General features: G+C 62.8%; 22 protein-coding genes and 2 pseudogenes. All 24 read right to left on the bottom strand.

Annotated elements, in window-relative coordinates:
- Positions 1-58 precede the first annotated feature (58 nt).
- Entirely contained in the window at positions 59-1777 is a 1719-nt protein-coding gene (ureC, locus tag FUT88_RS20010) for an urease subunit alpha (protein ID WP_147217714.1), read from the bottom strand.
- 13 nt (positions 1778-1790) lie between these two features.
- Positions 1791-2096 (bottom strand): urease subunit beta, encoded by a 306-nt coding sequence (locus FUT88_RS20005; protein ID WP_063391398.1) that lies wholly within the window; start codon positions 2094-2096, stop codon positions 1791-1793.
- Positions 2097-2107: 11 nt separating this feature from the next.
- Entirely contained in the window at positions 2108-2725 is a 618-nt protein-coding gene (locus tag FUT88_RS20000; RefSeq protein ID WP_147217712.1) for a HupE/UreJ family protein, read from the bottom strand.
- A 54-nt stretch (positions 2726-2779) separates the two neighbouring features.
- Complete coding sequence (locus FUT88_RS19995; protein WP_004630759.1) at positions 2780-3082, bottom strand: urease subunit gamma; 303 nt, start codon at positions 3080-3082, stop codon at positions 2780-2782.
- A gap of 90 nt (positions 3083-3172) precedes the next feature.
- On the bottom strand, positions 3173-4060 hold the full coding sequence (locus FUT88_RS19990) for an urease accessory protein UreD (RefSeq protein WP_147217710.1): 888 nt from the start codon (positions 4058-4060) through the stop codon (positions 3173-3175).
- A gap of 102 nt (positions 4061-4162) precedes the next feature.
- Positions 4163-4855, bottom strand: a complete 693-nt coding sequence (gene urtE / locus FUT88_RS19985; protein WP_147217708.1) for an urea ABC transporter ATP-binding subunit UrtE — start codon at positions 4853-4855, stop codon at positions 4163-4165.
- Position 4856: 1 nt separating this feature from the next.
- Entirely contained in the window at positions 4857-5708 is an 852-nt protein-coding gene (gene urtD / locus FUT88_RS19980; protein WP_009241045.1) for an urea ABC transporter ATP-binding protein UrtD, read from the bottom strand.
- Positions 5705-6874 (bottom strand): urea ABC transporter permease subunit UrtC, encoded by a 1170-nt coding sequence (gene urtC, locus FUT88_RS19975; RefSeq protein ID WP_147217707.1) that lies wholly within the window; start codon positions 6872-6874, stop codon positions 5705-5707. Before urtC ends, urtD begins: the two co-directional genes overlap by 4 nt.
- 1 nt (position 6875) lies before the next feature.
- The gene (urtB, locus tag FUT88_RS19970; protein ID WP_186829350.1) at positions 6876-8507 is read right to left on the bottom strand and encodes an urea ABC transporter permease subunit UrtB; all 1632 of its coding nucleotides are present in this window, start codon (positions 8505-8507) and stop codon (positions 6876-6878) included.
- A 100-nt stretch (positions 8508-8607) separates the two neighbouring features.
- Complete coding sequence (gene urtA / locus FUT88_RS19965) at positions 8608-9864, bottom strand: urea ABC transporter substrate-binding protein (RefSeq protein WP_027681046.1); 1257 nt, start codon at positions 9862-9864, stop codon at positions 8608-8610.
- 263 nt (positions 9865-10127) lie between these two features.
- A pseudogene (locus tag FUT88_RS19960) lies at positions 10128-10606 on the bottom strand (MaoC family dehydratase).
- 37 nt (positions 10607-10643) lie between these two features.
- Positions 10644-11129, bottom strand: coding sequence for a MaoC family dehydratase (locus FUT88_RS19955; protein WP_147217705.1), 486 nt, complete (start codon positions 11127-11129; stop codon positions 10644-10646).
- 55 nt (positions 11130-11184) lie between these two features.
- Positions 11185-12315 (bottom strand): acyl-CoA dehydrogenase family protein, encoded by a 1131-nt coding sequence (locus FUT88_RS19950; RefSeq protein ID WP_147217703.1) that lies wholly within the window; start codon positions 12313-12315, stop codon positions 11185-11187.
- Positions 12316-12350: 35 nt separating this feature from the next.
- On the bottom strand, positions 12351-13547 hold the full coding sequence (locus FUT88_RS19945; protein WP_147217702.1) for an acyl-CoA dehydrogenase family protein: 1197 nt from the start codon (positions 13545-13547) through the stop codon (positions 12351-12353).
- A gap of 84 nt (positions 13548-13631) precedes the next feature.
- The gene (locus tag FUT88_RS19940; RefSeq protein WP_147217700.1) at positions 13632-14093 is read right to left on the bottom strand and encodes a DUF1178 family protein; all 462 of its coding nucleotides are present in this window, start codon (positions 14091-14093) and stop codon (positions 13632-13634) included.
- A gap of 137 nt (positions 14094-14230) precedes the next feature.
- Entirely contained in the window at positions 14231-14842 is a 612-nt protein-coding gene (locus FUT88_RS19935) for an NUDIX domain-containing protein (protein WP_147217699.1), read from the bottom strand.
- Between the two features lie 44 nt (positions 14843-14886).
- Positions 14887-15201 carry a DUF2818 family protein gene (locus FUT88_RS19930; protein WP_147217697.1) on the bottom strand — a complete coding sequence of 105 codons (315 nt, stop codon included), beginning with the start codon at positions 15199-15201 and terminating at the stop codon, positions 14887-14889.
- Positions 15202-15214: 13 nt separating this feature from the next.
- A complete protein-coding gene (gene nuoN / locus FUT88_RS19925; protein ID WP_147217695.1) occupies positions 15215-16690 on the bottom strand; it encodes an NADH-quinone oxidoreductase subunit NuoN in 1476 nt (491 codons plus the stop codon).
- Positions 16691-16706: 16 nt separating this feature from the next.
- The gene (locus FUT88_RS19920) at positions 16707-18173 is read right to left on the bottom strand and encodes an NADH-quinone oxidoreductase subunit M (RefSeq protein WP_147217694.1); all 1467 of its coding nucleotides are present in this window, start codon (positions 18171-18173) and stop codon (positions 16707-16709) included.
- Between the two features lie 12 nt (positions 18174-18185).
- A pseudogene (nuoL, locus tag FUT88_RS19915) lies at positions 18186-20242 on the bottom strand (NADH-quinone oxidoreductase subunit L).
- 29 nt (positions 20243-20271) lie between these two features.
- A complete protein-coding gene (gene nuoK / locus FUT88_RS19910) occupies positions 20272-20583 on the bottom strand; it encodes an NADH-quinone oxidoreductase subunit NuoK (protein WP_004630788.1) in 312 nt (103 codons plus the stop codon).
- 17 nt (positions 20584-20600) lie between these two features.
- Positions 20601-21233, bottom strand: a complete 633-nt coding sequence (locus FUT88_RS19905; protein WP_027681035.1) for an NADH-quinone oxidoreductase subunit J — start codon at positions 21231-21233, stop codon at positions 20601-20603.
- 152 nt (positions 21234-21385) lie between these two features.
- Entirely contained in the window at positions 21386-21877 is a 492-nt protein-coding gene (gene nuoI / locus FUT88_RS19900) for an NADH-quinone oxidoreductase subunit NuoI (RefSeq protein WP_003261939.1), read from the bottom strand.
- Positions 21878-21897: 20 nt separating this feature from the next.
- The gene (gene nuoH / locus FUT88_RS19895; protein WP_009241059.1) at positions 21898-22962 is read right to left on the bottom strand and encodes an NADH-quinone oxidoreductase subunit NuoH; all 1065 of its coding nucleotides are present in this window, start codon (positions 22960-22962) and stop codon (positions 21898-21900) included.
- Positions 22963-22965: the final 3 nt, after the last annotated feature.

Raw genomic sequence — 22965 nt, 5'->3', positions numbered from 1 at the left:
GTGCCCGGCAGGGTACGAAACAGGGATGAACCACCAGAGCCCATCCCCAGCCAAAAACTCAAAACAAGAAATACCTCTGCGCCATAGGCAACACCTCCGCCGGCTCACAAGTCAACACCGTCCCATCCGCCACCACCTGATACGTCTCCGGATCCACAGTAATGTCAGGCCGCCAGTCGTTATGAATCATGTCCGCCTTGCTCACAGTACGCGTGCCCTTGACCACCGCTGTCGTCTTAGCCAACCCATACTGCTCCGCCACGCCAGCCGCAGCAGCTGACTGCGACAGGAACGTCAACGACGTCCGCCCCAACGCCCCGCCGGCCGACCCAAACATCGGCCGATAGTGCACCGGCTGCGGTGTCGGGATCGACGCATTTGCATCGCCCATCGCCGCAGAGGCAATCATCCCGCCCTTCAGGATCAGGCTCGGCTTCACGCCAAAGAACGCCGGCTTCCACAGCACGAGGTCTGCCCATTTGCCGACTTCAACCGAGCCAACTTCATGTGCGATGCCGTGCGTGAGCGCGGGGTTAATCGTGTACTTGGCCACGTAACGCTTGACGCGGAAGTTGTCATGCCCGCCGCGCGCATCGTTCGGGTCGCCGGCCAGCTTGCCGCGCTGCACCTTCATCTTGTGGGCGGTCTGCCACGTACGCAGCACGACTTCGCCGACGCGGCCCATGGCTTGCGAATCGCTGGAGATCATCGAGAACGCGCCGAGGTCGTGCAGGATGTCTTCAGCGGCGATCGTCTCGCGGCGGATGCGGCTTTCGGCAAAAGCGATGTCTTCGGCGATGGACGCATCGAGGTGATGGCACACCATCAGCATGTCGAGGTGCTCGTCCAGCGTGTTGACGGTGAAGGGCCGCGTCGGGTTGGTCGACGACGGCAGCACGTTCGATTCACCGCACACGCGGATGATGTCGGGCGCGTGCCCACCGCCCGCGCCTTCGGTGTGATACGTGTGGATCGTGCGGCCTTTGAATGCCGCGACGGTGGCCTCGACAAAGCCCGATTCGTTCAACGTATCGGTGTGGATGGCGACCTGCGTGTCGGTGTCGTCCGCCACGCCCAGGCAGCAGTCGATGGCGGCGGGCGTGGAGCCCCAGTCTTCGTGCAGCTTCAGGCCGATGGCGCCCGCGTCGATCTGCTCGCGCAGCGCGCCGGGCAGGCTGCCGTTGCCCTTGCCCAGGAAGCCGATGTTCATCGGGTACGCATCCGCGGCCTGCAGCATGCGCTGCATGTACCACGGGCCCGGCGTGCAGGTGGTGGCGTATGTGCCGGTGGCGGGGCCGGTGCCGCCGCCGATCATCGTCGTCACGCCGCTGTTCAGCGCTTCGTCGATCTGCTGCGGACAGATGAAGTGGATGTGCGAGTCGACGCCGCCGGCGGTGACGATCATGCCCTCGCCCGCGATGATCTCGGTGCCGGGGCCGATGACGATGGTCACGCCGGGCTGGATGTCCGGATTGCCCGCCTTGCCGATCGCCGAGATGCGGCCGTGCTTCAGGCCGATGTCGGCCTTGACGATGCCCCAGTGGTCGATGATCAGTGCGTTGGTGATGACGGTGTCGGCGCAGTCCTTCGATTCGCGCTGGCTCTGGCCCATGCCGTCGCGGATGACCTTGCCGCCGCCGAATTTCACTTCCTCGCCGTAGACGGTGAAGTCGCGTTCGACTTCGACGATGAGTTCGGTATCGGCCAGGCGGACGCGGTCGCCCGTGGTGGGGCCGAACATTTCCGCATACGCGCGGCGATTGATCTTCAATGTCATGTCCGTGTCTCGCTCAAAGCTTGCCCATCACGCGGCCGGCAAAGCCGTAGACCACGCGGTCACCGGCCAGCGCCACGAGTTCGACCGTGCGCTCCTGCCCCGGCTCGAAGCGCACGGCGGTGCCGGCGGCGATGTTCAGCCGATAGCCGCGCGCGGCTTCGCGGTCAAAGCGCAGCGCGTCATTCACTTCATAGAAGTGGTAGTGCGAGCCGATCTGCACGGGGCGATCACCGGTGTTGGCCACCGTGACCGTCAACGTGGCACGGCCTGCGTTGAGTTCGAGATCGCCGTCTTGCGGCAGGAGTTCTCCGGGGATCATGTCGCGCCCCGTCAGACAGCCGCCGCCAGCAGGCCGGCACCGTACAGCGCCACGCCCACACCCGACAGACGCGCCAGCCATGCCAGGCGCGGCTTCAGCGCAAAGCCCGCGCCGATGCCGGCGGTATGCAGCAGCGCCGTCGCCACGGCAAAGCCGCCCACAAAATACGGGAACATGGCCTGCGCCCCTGCGGGGAATTCCGTGCCGTGCGCATAACCGTGGAACAGCGCGAACGCGCCGCACAGCAGCGCACCGCCCCACGTCGGCAGTTGGGCGCGCGCGGCAATCAGCAGGCCGAACACCAGCAGCGATGCGGCAATCATCGGCTCGGCCATCGGCACCGCCACACCGCCCGCGCCGAGCAGCGCACCCAGGATCATCAACGCGACAAAGGCGACCGGCGCCCACAGCGCATCACGCACCGAGCGCGAGGCCAGTGCACTCCACACGCCCACGGCCACCATCGCCAGCAGGTGGTCTGCGCCCGTGAGCGGATGCAGGAACCCGGCGAGCAGGCTGCCCTCAGCGGTATGGCCCGGATGCCCCGGGTGGGCAAACGCGATGGAGGCGCCGAACGTAAGCGCGATGGCCGCGGCGGGCCGGACGAAGCGAGACAGGGTAGGCGTCATGGCAGGACTCGTAGTAGTGAGTGGCGTGCGGACTTCAAACTTGGAAATCAAAATTCAAACGATCGGGTGATGGACGGTGACGAGCTTCGTGCCGTCCGGGAAGGTGGCTTCGACCTGGATGTCGGGAATCATCTCGGCCACGCCGTCCATCACGTCATTGCGGGTGAGAAGCGTGGTGCCGTAGTGCATCAGGTCGGCTACGGTCTTGCCGTCACGCGCGCCTTCCATGATGGCGGCGCTGATGAAGGCGACGGCTTCCGGGTAGTTGAGCTTGAGGCCGCGGCCCTTGCGGCGCTCGGCCAGCAAGGCGGCGGTGAAGATCAGCAGCTTGTCTTTTTCGCGCGGGGTCAGTTCCACGAGGGGCTCTCTTCGGTGAGGGTCAATTCGGTTGAGTTCAGATCGGGCGATGCGAGGTCAGGTCGCCATCATGTGGCCGTCATGTCGCAGTCATGTAGACCAGAGGCGCAGCGGGCGGCCTACCACGCCATGCATCGGTTCGCGCAGCGCCAGCCACGTCTGTGACAGCAACGCGCGCACATCTTCGGGCCGGCGTGCAAGCACGCGCAGCAACAAAACGTTTGGCAGGCCGGGCGCATCTTGCGTGAGGCACGTGACGCCCGCGCGCAGGTCGTCGTTGTACGGCAGGTGCTCGGCCATCGATTCGGCGAGGGCTTCGGTGGCGCCCTCGCCTACGGCCCACAGCGTGCCGGTGACGTGAAAGCCGGCCATGCCCGTCGTCGCATTCAGCACGGGCGATTGCGCGTCGAACGCCGCCGATTCAATCCACAGCGGCTGACCGTTGCAACGCAAGGCGGTGCGCATGGCGATGCGGCCTTCGGCCCATGATTCACCGGCGGCATGGCGGCCGAGCATGGTGGTGTCCCAGCCGATGGCGGTGGCGCCCGGTGCCAGGTCCAGCGTCAGGTCGATGATCGGGCACGCCTGGTTGAAAACGATGCTCTCTTGCGGCAGCCAGTCGAGCCGCGCCCCCGCCTCCGCCCGGATGGCAACGCGCTGCGTGGCCGTGCGGCCGAGTGACTTGTACCACTTGGTGGCGCCGGGCGTGGTCAGCACGGCATGGGCATCGGCACCGAGCTCGATGTCGATATCGAGCACATCGCCGCCGGCAATGCCTGCGGGCGGATGCAGCATGACGGCATGGCAGACGCCCTCGCCTTCCGGATACAGCGCCTTCTGCACCCGCAGCGGCCCCTGATGCCGGCACGTGGCCAGCACGGTGCGCTCACCGCGCCGTGCAAACGCCAGGTGCAGCGAGGCCTCCCAGGACGCGAACGAATCGGTCTGCGGCGGGACAGGAAAATCGGGATGGCGCATCAGGAAGGCAGCACGGCGGCTAGGAATTTTCTCATCATAGCCAGATGCCACAGATTTGGCATTCGACTTTTTCCCTCGAGTGCCGGGGCATCAGCCGGGGCATCAAACGGCTACCAGATCACGCACGCCGTCGGCTTCCATGTTCGCGCCGTCGCCCTGGGCGATGACCTCGCCGCGGCTCATGACGACGTAGCGGTCGGCAATGCTGCGGGCAAAGTCGTAGTACTGCTCGACCAGCAGCACCGACATGCCGAACTCATCGACGAGGCGCCGCAGCGTGCGGCCGATCTCCTGGATGATCGACGGCTGGATGCCTTCGGTCGGCTCGTCCAGGATCAGCAGGCGCGGCTCGCTCATCAGCGCGCGGCCGATGGCAAGTTGCTGCTGCTGGCCGCCGGACAGATCGCCGCCGCGCCGGCCCCTCATCTCCTTGAGCACTGGAAACAGCTCGTAGATGGAATCGGGCACCTTGGACGGCGCGCGCTTGGCGGCCGCGCCAATCAGCAGGTTCTCTTCCACCGTCAGGCGCGGGAAGATCTCGCGCCCCTGCGGCACATAAGCGAGCCCCTGCGAGACACGCTCATACGCGGGCAGCTTCTGGATGGTGCGCCCTTCCCAATCGATCGCGCCGCTGGCGGTGGGCACCACGCCCATCAGGCATTTGAGCAGCGTCGTCTTGCCAACGCCGTTACGGCCAAGCAGCGTGGTCAGCTTGCCTGTCGGGACGTCAAAGCTGACGTTGCGCAGGATGTGGCTGCCGCCGTAGTACTGGTTCAGTTGTTGGACCTGCAACATATCAACGCCCCAGGTAGGATTCGATCACTCGCTCATCGCGCTTGACGGCATCGAGCGTGCCTTCGGCCAGGACGCTGCCTTCGGCCAGCACGGTCACGCGCCCTTCTGCTCCCGCCAGCGCGGCGACAAATTCCATGTCGTGTTCCACGACCATGATCGAGCACGTGCCGCGCAGGCCGTTGAGCAACGTTGCGAGCTGCATCGTCTCTTCATCCGTCATGCCGGCGACCGGTTCGTCGAGCAGCAGCAGTTGCGGTTGCTGCATCAACAGCATGCCGATCTCCAGCCGCTGTTTCTGACCGTGCGAGAGCAGCCCGGCGGGCCGATAGGCCTCCGCTTCCAGGTGGATGCGACCGAGCGTTTCTTCGATGCGCTGGCGGCCGTCGTTCAGCAGACGCGCGCGCAGCGACACCCACCAGCGCTTGTCGGCCTTCATCGCCAGTTCCAGGTTTTCCCACACGGTGTGCTGCTCGAACACGGTCGGCTTCTGGAACTTGCGACCGATGCCGATCTGCGCGATGCGCGGCTCGGTCAGGCGCAGCAGGTCGATGGTCTGGCCGAGGAAGACACGGCCGGTCACGTCGGCATTGCGCGGCCCGGTCTTGCCGGTAATCACGTCCATCATCGTGGTCTTGCCCGCGCCGTTGGGGCCGATGATGCAGCGCAGCTCGCCGTGGTCGATCGACAGCGTGAGCGCGTTCAGTGCGCGAAAGCCGCCGAAGCGCACGGTGACGTCTTCGAGATACAGGATGGCGCCGTGCGAGACGTCGATCGTGTCCGGCTCGACCAGGTGGCCCATGCCGGTGGCGGTGCCGGTCTCCGCGCGGTCGGGGAGTTCGGTGAACGTGCTCATGCGTGGTCTCCGGTGGCGGCCGCGGCTTCATGCGCCTGGGCTGGCGTGGGCGCGCGCCTTTTCATGCGCAGCTTGCCCAGCAGCCCCAGCACGCCGTTCGGCAGATACAGCGTCACCAGCACGAAGATCGCGCCGAGCACGAACAGCCAGTACTCCGGCACCCATGCGGTGAGCAACGTCTTGGCGCCGTTGACGAGGAAGGCGCCGATGATCGGGCCGATCAACGTGCCGCGCCCGCCCACGGCGACCCACACGGCCATCTCGATGGAGTTGCCCGGCGACATCTCGCCCGGGTTGATGATACCGACCTGCGGCACGTAGAGCGCGCCCGCGATGCCGCACAGCACGGCCGAAAACGTCCACACGAACAGCTTGTAGCCGAGCGGGTTGTAGCCGGAGAACATCACGCGCGCTTCGGCATCGCGAATGGCGGTGACCACGCGGCCGAACTTGGACGTGACGATGGCGCGGCAGGCGATGAACGCCAGCACGAGCGCCACGAACGTCGCTACAAACAGCACGGTGCGCGTCGGCAGCGCCGAGATCGGGAAGCCCAGGATGCGTTTGAAATCCGTAAAGCCGTTGTTGCCGCCAAAGCCCGTCTCGTTACGGAAGAACAGCAGCATGGCCGCATACGTCATCGCCTGCGTGATGATCGACAGGTAGACGCCTTTGACGCGCGAGCGGAAGGCAAAGAAGCCGAAGAGCCACGCCAGCACGCCGGGCACCAGAACCACCAGCAGCATCGCCCAGGCGAAATGCTCGGTGCCGTGCCAGAACCACGGCAGCTCCTTCCAGTCGAGGAAGACCATGAAGTCCGGCAGATCGCTCTTGTACACGCCCTCGCGGCCGATAGAACGCATCAGGTACATGCCCATGCCATAGCCGCCGAGCGCGAAGAACAGCCCGTGCCCGAGGCTCAGGATGCCGCAATAGCCCCACACCAGATCGAGCGCCAGCGCCGCGAGCGCGTAGCACATGATCTTGCCGATGAGCGTGAGCGCATACGCAGACAGATGCAGCGGGCTGCCCTCCGGCACCAGCAGCGCGCACACCGGCGCGCCAATGCACACGATGAGCGACACGAGCACCAGCGCAGACCACCCGCGCCGTGACAGCAGCGGCATGCGCGCCGGAATATCGAGAGAGAACTTGGTCGTCGTCATATCAGGCCTCGGCGCTGCGGCCCTTGAGGGCGAACAGGCCCTGCGGACGCTTCTGGATGAACAGCACGATCAGCACCAGCACGATGATCTTTGCCAGCACCGCGCCGTAGAACGGTTCGATGAACTTGTTGATGAGGCCCAGCCCGAACGCGCCGATGATCGTGCCGGCCAGTTGCCCCACCCCGCCCAGCACCACGGCCATGAACGAATCGATGATGTAGCTCTGGCCGAGGTCCGGCCCGACGTTGCCGATCTGCGAAAGCGCACAGCCGCCCAGGCCGGCAATACCGGCACCGAAGGCAAACGCGTAGCTGTCGACCTTCCACGTGCGCACGCCAACGCAGGCCGCCATCGTGCGGTTCTGCGTGGTGGCCCGCACGAACAGGCCCAGGCGCGTGCGGTTCAGCACCGCCCATGCAATCGCCACCACGGCCAGCGCAAACAGCAGGATGACGAGCCGGTTGTACGGCAGCACGAGGCCCGGATACAGCGCAATGCCGCCGCTCATCCAGCTCGGGTTCGCGACCTCCACGTTCTGCGCACCGAAGATCGAACGCACGGCCTGCATCAGCAGCAGGCTGATCCCGAAGGTGGCAAGCAGCGTTTCCAGCGGACGGCCATACAGGTGACGCAGCACCAGCCGCTCCAGCGCAAAGCCGACGACGGCCGCCGCCAGGAACGCGGCAGGCAGCGCTGCGGGCAGATACCAGTCGAACGCGTTGGGGAAGTAGTTGCGGAAGATGGTCTGCACCACGTAGGTGGCGTACGCGCCGATCATCAGGAATTCACCGTGCGCCATGTTGATGACGCCGATCAGGCCGTAGGTGATGGCCAGCCCAAGCGCCGCCAGCAGCAGCACCGAGCCGAGGCTCAGCCCGGCAAACAGGTTGCCCACCAGCTCGGCCTTGCGTTGCTGCGCGGCGAGGCCGTCGAGCGCCTGTTGGGCCGCGGCGCGCAGTTCATCGTCGGCGCCGCTGTCCTTGGCAAGCAACGGGGCGATGCGCTGGCGCGTCTGCGGGTTGGTGTCGCCCGCAAGCAGCTTGAGCGCTTCGAGCTTCTCGGCATGCGTGCCGTCGTCAAGCGCGAGATTGGCCCAGAGCACATGCAGCTTGCTGCGCAACTCCGGATCGGTTTCATGCTTGCGCGCCGCGTCGACAATGGGGCGCGACGCCGTCTCGGGATGCGCAAGCAACGTCTCGACGGCCTGCGCGCGCACGGCACGATCGGGCGATTGCAGCACGAAGCCGCTCGCCGCGCTGTCCACTTGCGCACGCAGGGCATTGTTCAGTGTGAGGGACTGCAGATCGTCGGCCTTGACGGTGACGGGTTGGCCAGTGATCGCGTCCAGGTACTTCTCGCCGTCCTGACGCACCATGCCGGCGGCGGGTGCGAAGAACAGCGCGTCATTCTGCAAGGCTTGCAGGATCGGCCCGGCTTGTTCGGCGGGCGCAGCGGTCAGCGCGTTGAGCGCCTCGACCTTGGCATCGAAGTCGTCTTCGGCCAGCGGCTTGAGATCGGCCTGGGTCAGGGGTTGTCCGGCGGCCCACGCAGAACCTTGGGGCGTCGCGGCCAGACAGAAAGCGCACAGCAGTGCGGCAAGGGAATGAAACAACCAGCGGGACAAGCGCATCATGGCAATCCGATGCGTGGCGGCCGGTGTTGGGGCCGTCCGCCACGTCGTGCAGCGTCGTTCAAAGGACCGGCCGCGCTGTATGCGCCGCTGGTCCGCCTGATTACTTCACTTCGTCAGGCTTGCCCTCGTTGCCCGGGATGTACGGGCTCCACGGCTTGGCGCGGATCACCGTCGGCGTCTTCCACACGACGTTGAACTGGCCGTCGCCGCGCACCTCGCCAATCATCACGGGCTTGCTCAGGTGATGGTTGTTGTTCATCACCAGCGTGAAGCCCGACGGTGCCTTGAACTGCTGGCCGTACATCGCCTTGCGGACCTTGTCCACGTCGGTGGACCCGGCCTTCTCGACGGCCTGCTTCCACATCATGATGCCGACGTAGGTGGCTTCCATCGGGTCGTTGGTGACGCGCTTGTCGCCGCCGGGCAGGTTGTTGGCCTTGACCCATGCAGCCCACTTCTTCTTGAAGTCGTCGTTGACGGGGTTCTTGACCGACATGAAGTAGTTCCATGCCGCCAGGTGGCCCACCAGCGGCTTGGTGTCGATACCGCGCAGTTCTTCTTCACCCACCGAGAAGGCCACCACCGGCACGTCCTTGGCCTTCAGGCCGGCGTTGCCGAGTTCCTTGTAGAACGGCACGTTCGAGTCGCCGTTGATGGTCGACACCACGGCCGTCTTGCCGCCTTGCGAGAACTTCTTGATGTTGGCAACGATGGTCTGATAGTCGGAGTGGCCGAACGGGGTGTAGACCTCTTCGATGTCGCTGTCCTTCACGCCCTTGCTGTGCAGGAAGGCGCGCAGGATCTTGTTGGTCGTGCGCGGATAGACGTAATCGGTACCGAGCAGGAAGAAGCGCTTGGCACCGCCGCCTTCCTTGCTCATCAGGTATTCCACGGCCGGAATGGCCTGCTGGTTGGGCGCCGCGCCGGTGTAGAAGACGTTCTTCGACATCTCTTCGCCTTCGTACTGCACCGGGTAGAACAGCAGGCCGTTCAGCTCTTCATAGACCGGCAGCACCGACTTGCGCGACACCGACGTCCAGCAGCCGAACGTCACAGCCACCTTGTCCTGCGTCAGCAGCCCGCGCGCCTTCTCGGCAAACAGCGGCCAGTTCGATGCCGGATCCACCACCACCGGCTCCAGCTTGCGGCCCAGCACGCCACCACTCTTGTTGATCTCGTCGATCGTCATCAGCGCAACGTCTTTCAGCGACGTCTCGGAGATGGCCATCGTGCCCGACAGCGAATGCAGGACGCCGACCTTGATCGGTTCTTTTGCCTGAGCAAACGCGAGGCTCGACACGGACAACAGCGTTGCGGCGGCGACGGCAGACAGCTTCAACAGCTCACGACGTTTCATTGCGGCTCCTTGGGTTTATTGGTGGCGAGAACGACTCCCCGGGCCCAAAAGTGCAACTACCGTGCCATCGCATTTGGCTCATTCGAAGGGAAATTCGCGCCAAAACGGTGCCAAAACGGCGCCAAGTCAGCGCATTTGCTCATCGGAATGCGCCTGCTTGGGGCGCAAGAAGACAAGCACAAAACAAGCGGGGCGCAAGGGCAAACCGATGCAAAAAGAAAGGCCGGCATTGCGCCGGCCTCGGAGCTTGCGAAGAACGGGACTCAGGAATAGCGGCGCGAGATCGATTCGGCCACGCACACGGGGCGCTCCTGCCCCTCTCGCTCGATGGTCACGGCCCAGGTCATCTGCGCGCCGGTCAACGCGGGGGCATTGGGCAGCGGCGGCAGCGCTTCCATTTCGACCAGCTTCACGCGCGCGCGCACGCGGCTGCGACCGGCACCGGCGCCGTAAAGCGAACCTTGTTCAGGCCGTAGTTCACGCCCATCTTCACGTCGGACATCTCGATCGCATTGGCCATCAGCATCGGCAGCAGCGACAGCGTCAGAAAACCGTGCGCGACCGGTGCGCCAAACGGCGACTCACGCTTGGCGCGCTCCACATCCACGTGAATCCACTGGTGATCGCCCGTGGCCTCGGCAAAGAGGTTCACCTGCTGCTGCGTGATCTCGGTCCAGTCACTCACGGCAACTTCCTGGCCGATCAAACCTTTCAGCTCGTCGAGCGATTCGATGATGCGCATCTGGGTTGTCTCCTTGTTGTGATGCGATGAGGTGTCATCAAGCCTTCGGGCGTCGGCCAAACAAGCCCATGCCCGTGACCGTGCAGACGAGTTCGCCGCGCTGGTTGCGGGCCTCCCAGCGGTTGACCGCCACACCGCGGTCCGGCTTCGACTGCGACGGACGCACTTCCATGCACGTGCTCGACACCGACAGCGTGTCGCCCGGATACACCGGCTTCATCCAGCGGATTTCATCCACGCCCGGCGAGCCCATGCTGGCCGCCTTGCCCAGAAAGCCGGTCACCATCAGCCGCATCATGATCGAGCAGGTCATCCAGCCACTCGAAATAATGCCGCCGTAGATGCTGTGCTTGGCGGCTTCCGCATCGATGTGGAACGGCTGCGGATCGTACTGCCGCGCGAAGGTCAGGATCTCCTCTTCGGTGACGGTGTAGGTGCCCATCTGCAGCGTGCGGCCGACCTCGAAATCGTCGAAGTAAAACTCGTACGGTAGCGTTGCTTCTGCCCTTTGGTTCTCAGCCATATCGTCTCCTCCAAATGACAACGCCCGCACGAATGCGGGGCGTTCAAGTTTGCCGTTACGCCGCCTGCTGGAAGCCGGGCAGCGATGCGAAGCGTGCCAGGTGGTGATCCACATCACCCAGCGTCGTGTTGATCATCGTCAGCCGCTTGAACATGTGTGCGGCCGGCAGTTCGTTCGTCACGCCCATGCCGCCGTGCAACTGCACCGCTTCCTGACCAACATCGCGCGCAGCCTGGCCGACTCGCGCCTTGGCCGCAGACACATAGCGGCGGCGTGCCTCGACATCGCCATCTTCAAAGTGCGCAGCGGCCAGATACGTGATCGAACGCGCCTGCTCGCCATGGATAAACATGTCGACCATGCGGTGCTGCAGCGCCTGGAAGCGCGCGATGGGCACGCCAAATTGCTGGCGGGTCTTGGTGTACTCCAGCGTTGCGGCGTTCAGCGCATCGATCAGACCGATCGCTTCAGCGCACAACAGCACGCAGCCAAGATCGGCGACGGCGTCGATGGTCTCCCACGCTTCGCCGGCCTTGCCCAGCACCGTTGCCGAGGCGTTGTCGAAGCGGATGTCCGCAGCGTGCAGGTTGTCGATCGTGCGGTAGTCCTTGACCGTCACGCCAGCGGCATCGCGATCAACCACGAAGAGCGACAGGCCCGATGTATCGCGCGCTTCGCCGCCCGTGCGCGCCGAGACGATCAGCTTGTCTGCCTGCGCGCCATGCACCACCACCGCCTTCTCGCCGGTGAGCGTCCAACCGGCGCCCTGCTGCGTAGCGCGCGTGGTAACGTTGAACAGCTCGTAACGCGATTGGCGCTCGCCGAATGCAATGGCCAGTTTCACGGCGCCGCCAGCGACTTCTTCCAGCAGCGCTTCCTGACCGCCCGCAAGCTTCAGGGCCTGGGCGCCCAGCACGGTGGCCTGATACGGCTCCACCACAAGGCCGCGGCCCAGTTCCTGCATCACCACCAGCAGGTCCATCGCGCGGCCATCAAAACCGCCTTGTGCTTCAGGCACCGGCAGCGCGGTCAGGCCCAGTTCGGCCAGTGCATCCCAGTGGCCCTGCGACACACCTTCCGGCGAATACACGACCTTGTTGCGCGCCTCAAAGCTGTAGTCCTTCTCGATGAAGCGGCGCACCGCATCGGCCAGTTGCTTCTGTTCGTCGGTGAACGAGAAATCCATGTTTGTCTCCGCTATGTGTTCTGTCGCCGTTCTGCTCAGACGCCAAGGATCATCTGCGAGATGATGTTGCGCTGGATTTCGTTCGACCCGCCGTAGATCGAGGTCTTGCGATAGTTGAAGTAATACGGCGCGAGCGGCGCGGCATCGTTGTCGCCCGTCACGGCCTGCGAGGTATCGCCTTCAAGGTAGCTCGGATCGAACGGCTGGGCATACGGCCCCACGGCCTCCACCATCAGCTCGGTCAGCATCTGCTGGATCTGCGTGCCCTTGATCTTGAGCAGCGACGCCTCGGGCCCCGGGCCCTTGCCTGCATTCTCGCTCGACACCACGCGCAGCACCGTCATCTCCAGCGCCAGTAGTTCGATTTCCAGCGACGCCACCTTGGCACCGAATACCGGGTCCTGCAGCAGCGGCTTGCCGTTCTTCTGGTGTTGCTTGGCAACGCGCTTGAGGAACGCCAGTTCGCGCTTGGAATTGCCCACACGTGCAATGCCCGTACGCTCGTGGCCGAGCAGGTATTTGGCGTACGTCCATCCGCGGTTCTCATCACCGATCAGGTTCTGGACGGGCACCTTGACGTTGTCGAAGAAGACCTCGTTCACCTCGTGCTCTTCGTCCAGCATGATGATCGGGCGCACGGTAATGCCCGGCGTCTTCATGTCGATCAGCAGGAACGAGATGCCTTCTTGCTTCTTCGCATCGGGGTCGGTGCGGACGAGGCAGAAGATCATGTCGGCGTGTTGGCCGAGCGTCGTCCACGTCTTCTGGCCGTTGACGATGTAGTGATCGCCTTCGCGCACGGCGCGCGTCTTCACGGATGCCAGATCGGACCCGGAACCCGGCTCCGAATAGCCCTGGCACCACCAGTCGGTGCAATCAACGATGCGCGGCAGGAAGTAGCGCTTCTGCGCTTCATTGCCGTACTTCATGATCACGGGCGCGACCATGCTGACACCGAACGGCAGCACGCCAGGCGCGCCGACCTGCGCGCACTCTTCGTCCCAGATGTGTTTTTGGATGGGCGACCAGCCGGTGCCGCCCCACTCGACCGGCCAGTGCGGTACCGACCAGCCCTTCGCTGCGAGCGCCTTGTGCCAGCGGACGAAATCGTCGCGGCTCAGGCGGCGGTGGTTCAACACCTTGTCCTGGATGTCCTTGGGCAGATTGGCTTCCAGCCAGCCGCGGACTTCCTGGCGGAACGCATCGTCGGCCGCCGAGTAATTCAGATCCATGCCTGTCTCCTGTGGTTGGCTCCCCACCGTGGCAAATCGGCGGAGAACGTTCTGTCGGACCGGCGCGGACCTGAATCGGGGCGGCTAGTGCACGGGCTGCTTGAGCGCGTCGGGCACCAGCAGCGGCATCACGTCGATGCCTTCCTCGGCCAGTTCCTGCGCTTCCTCCCGAGACGTCGTCCCGCGAATGCCCCGCTCCGGCGCCTCGTTGTAGTGCATGCGGCGCGCCTCTTCTGCAAACCGCTCACCGACGTCCTCGGTATTGGCAAGGACATGGCGGACGGCTTTCAGGTAAAGCTGTTGCAGGGTTGCGGGCGCACTGCCCTGGCCTTCGGCCGCCTTGCCGGCGCCGCTCCTGTGGGCGGTCTCCGCACGAGACGACGACAGATTCAGGCGCGGCGCACTCGGCAAGCGCTCAACCTCGTTGTGGCCGCAAACTGGGCACGTCAATAGCCCGCGCTCTTGCTGCGATTGCAGATCGGCATCGGAGCCGAACCAGCCTTCGAAGCGATGGTCATTGGCACAGCGGAGGTCCAGCACTTTCATGATCGGTCCAGCGCATGGGGACGAGTGTATCCCCGATTCGAAAATTTGTGAACGGTCGTGCTAATTTTTTCGCACGATCGTTCGCTATGGTAGCGACAATAAGAAACCAGAGTAATCCAGCGATGATTACAAGCGGCTCATGCGCCACCTGGCGTCCACACGCCGGACAGAATCTTCTCGAGCCAGAACGTGCCGATGATGGTCTTCACGTCTGAAATTTTGCCATCGCGCACCCAATCGATGAGCTGGCCAGCCGACGTGACAAAAGTCTCGAGAAATTCGCCTTCATCGAGCATCGCCTCGCCTTGCTTCAAATCCCGGGCAAGATAAATGTCGATGAATTCGGTGGAATACGAAATGACCGGGTGGATGCGTGTGAGGTAGTCCCAGCGCTCGGCCGTGTAGCCAGTTTCCTCGCGCAATTCGCGCTTGCCGCATGCCAGGGCGCCTTCCTCCGGGTCAAGCTTGCCGGCTGGGAATTCAATCATCACTTGCCCGACTGGGTATCGGAACTGGCGCTCCATGAGCACCGTGCCGTCGTCGAACAGGGGAATCATCATCACCGCGCCGGGGTGAACGAGGTATTCGCGGCTGGCGTTGCGGCCGTCCGGCAGACGGACGATATCTTGCTTGAGCGTGAGAAACTTGCCTTGATGCATCAACGCAGATGCCACCTGCGTCTCGCGCAGACCGGCATCCGGGTCCTGGGCCGTATCAGGGGTAGCGTTCGATGGAGTGTGATCGGACATGGCGCTCTCTCATGCCGAGACAGCGGGAACCTGCCCGGCGGGATTTAACGGGAATCGCGAGGATGGCGAACCAGGTATTGCCACGTAAAGCCCGGAAACGCGAACACCAGCATCAGGCAAGCGGTGATCGCGTAAAACTGCCAGCCTTGCGGGAAGGCATTGCCCTGGCTTGATTCGATACCGAAGCCGACCACGCCCACCACAACATACATGGCAATCAGCTCGGTGCCGCGCAGCCAGAACGGCTTGCGCGGCCAGCGTACCGGCACCAGTGCAAACACGCGTTGATTGACGAACGGCAGGTTGGCACAGATCAGTGCCAACACGATGACAAACAGGCCGCCCGTCGACGTGCTCATGACGCTCGCCGTGTTACGAAGCCAGCGTCAGGCGGATCGCCTGATAGCACACGGCCATCAGCCCGGCCGGGAAGATACCGAGCAACAACACCAGCAAGCCATTGATCGACAGCAGCGAGCGCAGGCCGAAGGTGGCTTCCACAGGGCCTTCGTCAGCCGGCACGTCGAAGTACATGACCTTGATGACGCGCAGGTAGTAGAACGCGCCCACGAGCGAGAACAGCACCGCCACAACGGCCAGCCACGACATGCCCGCATCGACCACTGCGCCCAGGACCGACAGCTTGGCGTAGAAGCCGACCGTCGGCGGCAGGCCTGCCAGCGACATCATGATGAACAGCATCAGCAGCGCAAACCACGGGCTCTTTTTCGACAAGCCTTTCAGGTCGGCAATGTCCTCTGCCTCGTAGCCCTTACGCGACAGCAGCAGGATGATGCCGAACGCGCCCAGTGCGGTCAGCACGTAGGTAATGGCATAGAACATCGACGCGCTGTAGGCCTGGGCCGTCAAATCCGGCTTGCCAGAGCTGACGCCCGATACCAGACCCAGCAGCAGGAAGCCCATGTGGGAGACCGTCGAATAGCCCAGCAGTCGCTTGAAGTTAGTCTGCACAACGCCCGTGATATTGCCGATGGCCAGCGACACGACGGCCAGCACGATCAACATGTTCTGCCAGTCGAACGCCAGCGGCAGCAGGCCCTCCACCAAGATACGCAGCGTCATCGCGAATGCAGCCACCTTCGGTGCGCCGGCAATCAACAGTGTCACCGCCGTGGGCGAGCCTTGGTACACGTCGGGGACCCACATGTGGAACGGTGCCACACCGAGCTTGAAGCCCAGCCCGGCGACGATGAACACCACGCCGAACACGAGGATCGTCTTGTTGATCTCACCGTTCTTGATGGCGTCAAACACCTTGCCCAGTTCCAGCGAGCCGGTCGCGCCGTACAGCATCGACATGCCGTACAGCAGCAGGCCCGATGCCAGTGCGCCGAGGATGAAGTACTTCATGGCCGATTCGGACGACACGTTCGAACGGCGACGCAGCGCTACCAGCGTGTACGACGCCAGCGACAGCAGTTCCAGGCCCAGATAGAGCACGAGGAAGTTGTTGCCGGTGATCATCACCACCTGACCGCCCAGTGTAAACAGGGCGAACATGTAGAACTCACCCGCATACATGTCGCGGTCGGCGAGATAGCGGCGCGTGTACACCAGCGTGGCAAACAGCGTCAGCGCACAGAACGACGCCAGCACGTTGGCCATCGGATCGATCACGGCCATGTTGCCGAAGACGTAGTGCGTCTCACCGTTCGCGGCGTTCAACGCGAACCACACCGCCAGCACCAGCGTAATCACCAACGAAACCGGATACGCCACGCTGCTTCGTTTTTGGCCGCGTGCCAAGTCAATCCAGTTGACGGCACCAATGCCCAGCGCGAGAAAAACGATTGGGGCAAAAGCCGCAATAGAGGAGGACGATTGCATAGTTTCTTCTCGCTGCTTACAGCTTCGACTGAGCCACGTGGATCAGCAGATTGACCACGGACGCATGCATGACATCGGTGAACGGTTTCGGATACAGGCCCATGTACAGGGTGGCGATCGCGAGCACGCCCAGCATGAAGAACTCACGGCAATTCAGGTCCTTCAACTCAGCCACGTGCTTGTGGGTCACATCACCGAAGATCACGCGCTTGACCATCCACAGCGAATACGCTGCGCCAAAGATCAGCGCCGTCGCAGCCAACAGGCCAATCCAGAAGTTGAATTTCACGGAACCCAAGATGACCATGAACTCGCCGACGAAACCCGAGGTTGCCGGCAGGCCGCAGTTTGCCATCGCAAAGAAGACCGACAGCGCCGCGAACTTCGGCATCGTGTTCACCACACCGCCGTAATCGGCGATCTGACGCGAGTGCACGCGGTCATACAACACGCCAATGCACAGGAACATTGCGCCCGAGATGAAGCCGTGCGAGATCATCTGGACGATAGCGCCCTCCACACCGATCTCGTTGAAGATGAAGAAGCCCAGCGTGACGAAGCCCATGTGCGCGATCGACGAATACGCCACCAGCTTCTTCATGTCGGCCTGCACGAGCGCCACCAGACCGATGTAGATCACGGCAACCAGCGAGATCGCGATGATGAATGCGGACAGGCTGTGGCTGGCATCCGGCGCGATCGGCAGCGAGAACCGCAGGAAACCGTAGGCACCCAGCTTCAGCATGATGGCAGCCAGCACCACCGAACCACCGGTCGGCGCTTCCACGTGAGCATCCGGCAGCCAGGTGTGCACCGGCCACATCGGCACCTTCACGGCAAAGGCCATGAAGAACGCCAGGAAGATCAGGATCTGCTCGTTCATCGACAGCTTGACCTGATGCCACTGCAGGATTTCAAACGTGCCGCTGTGGAAGTACAGGTACAGCAGCGCAACTAGCGTCAGCAAAGAGCCCAGCAGCGTGTAGAGGAAGAACTTGAATGCTGCGTAGACGCGGTTCGGGCCACCCCACACGCCGATGATGATGTACATCGGGATCAGCGTGGCTTCGAAGAACACGTAGAACAGCAGACCGTCGAGCGACGCAAACACGCCGATCATCAGACCCGAGAGAATCAGGAACGCAGCCATGTACTGCGCCACGCGCTCGGTAATCACTTCCCAGGCGGCGATGACGACGATGACAGTGATGAACGCGGTCAGCACCACGAACCACATCGAGATGCCGTCGACACCCAAGTAGTAGCTGATGTGGAAGCGCTCGATCCACGACGACTTCTCGACGAACTGCATCGCAGCCGTCGTCTTGTCGAAACGCGTGATCAGCGGCAACGTCATCACAAAGCTGATCAGCGAGCCGATCAGCGACATCCAGCGGACATAACCGGGATTGCGGTCTGAGCCCGAGGCCAGCACCAGCACGCCGAAGAAGATCGGCAGCCAGATCGCAAAAGACAGAACCATTTTTGTAATCCCTTATTTGCCTGCCAGGAACACGAAATACGTCAGCAGCCCAACCGTGCCGATGATCATCGCGAACGCATAGTCATAGATGAAGCCGGACTGGAGCAGGCGCACGACCGTCGCGAACCAGCCCACCAGACGCGCGCTGCCGTTCACGACAACACCGTCGATCACACCTTGATCGCCGCCCTTCCACAGGCCGCGGCCGAACTTGACCGCACCGTTGGCAAAGACGATCTCGTTGATCTTGTCCATGTAGTACTTGTTGTCCAGCAGCTTGTAGACGCCGGAGAAGCGCTTGGCGATCGCCGCCGGAATATCCGGACGCTTCAAGTAGAAGAACCACGACAGCACGACACCCGACACCAACAGAATGAACGGTGCCGACGTGAAGCCGTGCAGAGCCATCGCCACCCAGCCGTGGAAGTCTTCGGCCAGCACCTTCATGGCTTCATGGTTTTCGCTGTTGAAGATGACTTCCGAGAACACCACACCGTGCTTAAAGAACTCGCCGAACAGCATCGGCTGGATCGCCATTGCACCGATGATGACCGACGGGATCGCCAACAGCACCAGCGGCACCGTCACCACCCACGGCGACTCGTGCGGTTTTTGACCGGGCGCGAGACCATGGTGATGGTCGTGATCACCCTCTTCCTCTTCATGATGGTCATGGTGGGCGTGGGCCTTGCCGAAACGCTCTTCACCGTGGAACACCAGGAAGTACATGCGGAACGAGTAGAACGCGGTCACGAACACGCCCGCCAGCACGGCCCAGTAAGCGAAGCCTGCGCCCGGCAGTGCGATTCACGCACCGCTTCGATGATCGAGTCCTTGGAATAGAAGCCCGAGAAGAACGGCGTGCCAATCAGCGCCAAGGAACCCACCAGCGACGTCAGCCACGTGATTGGCATGTACTTGCGAAGGCCGCCCATATTGCGCATGTCCTGATCGTGGTGCATGCCGATGATGACCGAGCCGGCACCCAGGAACAGCAGCGCCTTAAAGAAGGCATGCGTCATCAGGTGGAACACGGCCACTTGGTATGCCGATGCGCCCAGCGCGACGGTCATGTAGCCCAGCTGAGACAGCGTGGAGTACGCCACCACACGCTTGATGTCGGTCTGGATGATGCCCAGGAAGCCCATGAACAGCGCGGTGATGGCGCCGATGACCAGCACGAACGACAGCGCGGTGTCCGACAGCTCGAACAGCGGGGACATGCGCGCGACCATGAAGATACCCGCGGTCACCATTGTGGCCGCGTGAATCAGTGCGGAAATCGGGGTCGGGCCTTCCATCGAATCCGGCAGCCACACGTGCAGCGGGAATTGCGCGGATTTACCCATCGCGCCGATGAACAGGCAGATGCAGGCCACCGTCAGCATGTGCCAGTCCGTGCCCGGGAAGCCGATCGTGGCCAGGTTGTCGCGGGCGGCGAACACGTCGGCGTAGCTCAGGCTACCGCTGTACGCCAGCAGCAGGCCGATACCGAGCACGAACCCAAAGTCGCCCACGCGGTTGACCAGGAACGCCTTCATGTTGGCGTAGATGGCCGTCGGACGCTTGAACCAGAAGCCGATCAGGAGGTACGACACCAGACCCACCGCTTCCCAGCCGAAGAACAGCTGCAGGAAGTTGTTGCTCATCACGAGCATCAACATCGAGAAGGTGAACAGCGAGATGTACGCGAAGAACCGGTTGTAACCGTCGTCTTCCGCCATGTAGCCGATGGTGTAGATGTGCACCATCAGGGAGACAAAGGTCACCACGCACATCATCATCGCCGTGAGCGAATCGATGAGGAAGCCGACTTCCATCTTCAGCGAGCCTACCGTCATCCACTCATAGACGGTGCCGTTGTAGCCGACACCATTGATGACGTCGGACAACGTCAGCGCCGATAGGATGAAGGCGATCGCAACACCGAGGATGGTGACGCTGTGGGATGCCGTGCGGCCGATCTTCTCGCCAAAGAACTTGGTGCCGAACAGCCCGGCGATCGCTGCGCCGGCCAGCGGCGCGAGCGGAATCGCCAGCAGCAGGTTGGGATTGAGCGTGGTAGCCATGGAACGCTTCTTATAGGTGGATGCGGAGGTCAGCCCTTGAGGCTGTCCAGATCGTCGACGTTGATGGTGTCCAGATTACGGAACAGCACCACCAGGATGGCGAGACCAATCGCGGATTCCGCCGCGGCCACCGTCAGGATGAAAAACACGAACACCTGCCCCGCCAGATCGCCCAAGTAGTGGGAGAACGCGACGAAGTTCAGGTTGACCGCCAGCAGCATCAGTTCGATCGCCATCAGCAGCACGATGACGTTCTTGCGGTTCAGGAAGATGCCGACGATGCTGATGGCAAACAGCACCGCGCCGAGCACGAGGTAATGGGCAAGGGATAGCGAAGACATATGGGTTCTCCCGGGGCTCAGCTCTTGGATTCAGCTGAAGCTGCGCCAGCCGACTTTTCCGCCGGCATCGAGACCAGACGCACGCGGTCCTTGCGCTTCACGCGGATTTGATCGGACACGTTCTGTGCCTTGGTGTCCTTGCGACGGCGAGCGGTCAGGGCCACGGCGGCGACAATCGCCAGCAGCAGCACCGCGCCGGCCACTTCAAAGGCATAGATGTAATCGGTGTAGATGAGCTTCCCGAGCGCTTGCGTGTTCGGGCCGGTAAAGCCCTTCGGCAGCTCCTGCACGGGCTGCACGCGGCCCATGAAGGTCTTGGTCAAGACGACCGCCATTTCCAGGATGATGACCACGCCGACGAAGGCTGCCATCGGCACATAGGTCCAGAAATCGCGTCGCAGGTGTTCGATGTCGATATCGATCATCATCACCACGAACAGGAACAGCACCATCACTGCCCCAACGTAGACCAGCACCAGCGTGATGGCGAGGAACTCCGCCTTGAGCAGCATCCAGATCGCCGCCGCGGTGAAGAACGAGAGCACGAGGAACAGCGCCGCGTGCACCGGGTTCTTCGCGGTGATGACCTTCAGCGCTGCGAGCACCAGCACGAGCGCGAAACAGTAGAAGATGATCGTCGTGATTTCCATGATCCTGGCACGGGCCGTTTTGCGGCACGCGCTTGTCCGAAGCCGCGATGGCCTGACGCCACCGCAACTGGTTGGCTCTCGAAGAGCCGTTGTCCAACCGGGATGTCAACTGCAACGCCCGCCAACTCCAACTGCACGGCGGACGTCTTGAATCAGCGGTACTTTGCGTCGGCCGCCTTGTTGGCCGCAATTTCCGGCTCGAAGCGATCACCCACGGCCAGCAGCATGTCCTTGGTGAAATACAGGTCGCCGCGCTTTTCACCGTGGTATTCCAGGATGTGCGTCTCGACGATGGCGTCCACCGGGCAAGCCTCTTCACAGAAGCCGCAGAAAATGCATTTGGTCAGGTCGATGTCATAGCGCGTGGTGCGGCGGGTGCCGTCGTCGCGCTGATCCGACTCGATCGTGATGGCCAGGGCTGGGCACACGGCTTCGCACAGTTTGCAAGCGATGCAGCGTTCTTCGCCGTTCGGATAGCGACGCAGTGCATGCAGACCGCGGAAACGCGGCGACAGCGGCGTCTTCTCTTCCGGAAAGAGAACAGTGATCTTGCGCGCAAACAGGTAGCGCCCAGTCAGCGCCAGGCCCTTGAAGAGTTCCTTCAGGAGCAGGCTGTTAAAGAATTCCTTGATGGCAAGCAACATGGTGCCTTCCTATTGTCCCGTTACTTCCAGATGTTCCACGGCGACACCAACCAGATGGCGACGACGACAAGCCAGCCCACGGTGAGCGGAATGAAGATCTTCCAGCCCAGGCGCATGATCTGGTCGTAGCGATAACGCGGGAACGATGCGCGCAGCCAGATGAAGACCGACAGCAGCAGGAAAACCTTGATCAGCAGCCAGAAGAAGCCCGGAATCCAGTTCAGCACCGGTGCGTCGATCGGCGACGCCCAGCCGCCCAGGAACAGCGTTGCGGTCAGCGCCGAGATCACGATCATGTTGATGTACTCGGCCAGGAAGAACAGCGCGAACGCCATGCCCGAGTACTCAATCATGTGGCCGGCCACGATTTCGGATTCGCCTTCCACCACATCGAACGGGTGGCGGTTCGTTTCAGCCACACCCGAGATGAAGTAGACGCCGAACATCGGCAGCAGCGGCAGCCAGTTCCACGACAGGATGTTGATACCGTGACCTGCAAAGAAACCGCGGTTCTGCGAGTTGACGATGTCCGACAGGTTCAGGCTGCCCGTCACCATCAGCACCGTCACAAGCGCGAAGCCCATCGCGATTTCGTACGAAATCATCTGTGCCGAGGCACGCATCGCACCGAGGAACGCGTACTTCGAGTTCGAAGCCCAGCCCGCCAGAATCACGCCGTACACGCCTACAGAGCTGATCGCCATCACGTACAGCAGGCCGGCGTTGATGTTCGACACCATCGCCTCGGCCTGGAACGGAATCACCGCCCAGATCGCAACAGCGGGCATCAGCACCATCAGCGGCGCAATGATGTACATGCCACGGCTGACAGCGCTCGGCACCATGACTTCCTTGAGTAGCAGCTTCAGCACGTCGGCAATCGGCTGCAGCAGGCCCATCGGGCCCACACGGTTCGGGCCCAGACGCACGTGCATCCAGCCGATGAGCTTGCGCTCCCACAGGATCAGGTAAGCCACGCACAGCAGCAGCGGCAGAATGATGCAGACCGCACGGACTAGCGTCCAGATCAGCGGCCACCACCCACCGAAGGTGGCGGTACCGAAAGAAGTAATCGACTCGATCATGTT

This window comes from Ralstonia sp. TCR112 (assembly GCF_007997035.1).
In the GTDB taxonomy this organism is placed as follows: domain Bacteria; phylum Pseudomonadota; class Gammaproteobacteria; order Burkholderiales; family Burkholderiaceae; genus Ralstonia; species Ralstonia edaphi.
The sequence above is the reverse complement of the archived record's forward strand: the minus strand, read 5'-3'. Positions and strand labels throughout refer to the sequence as shown.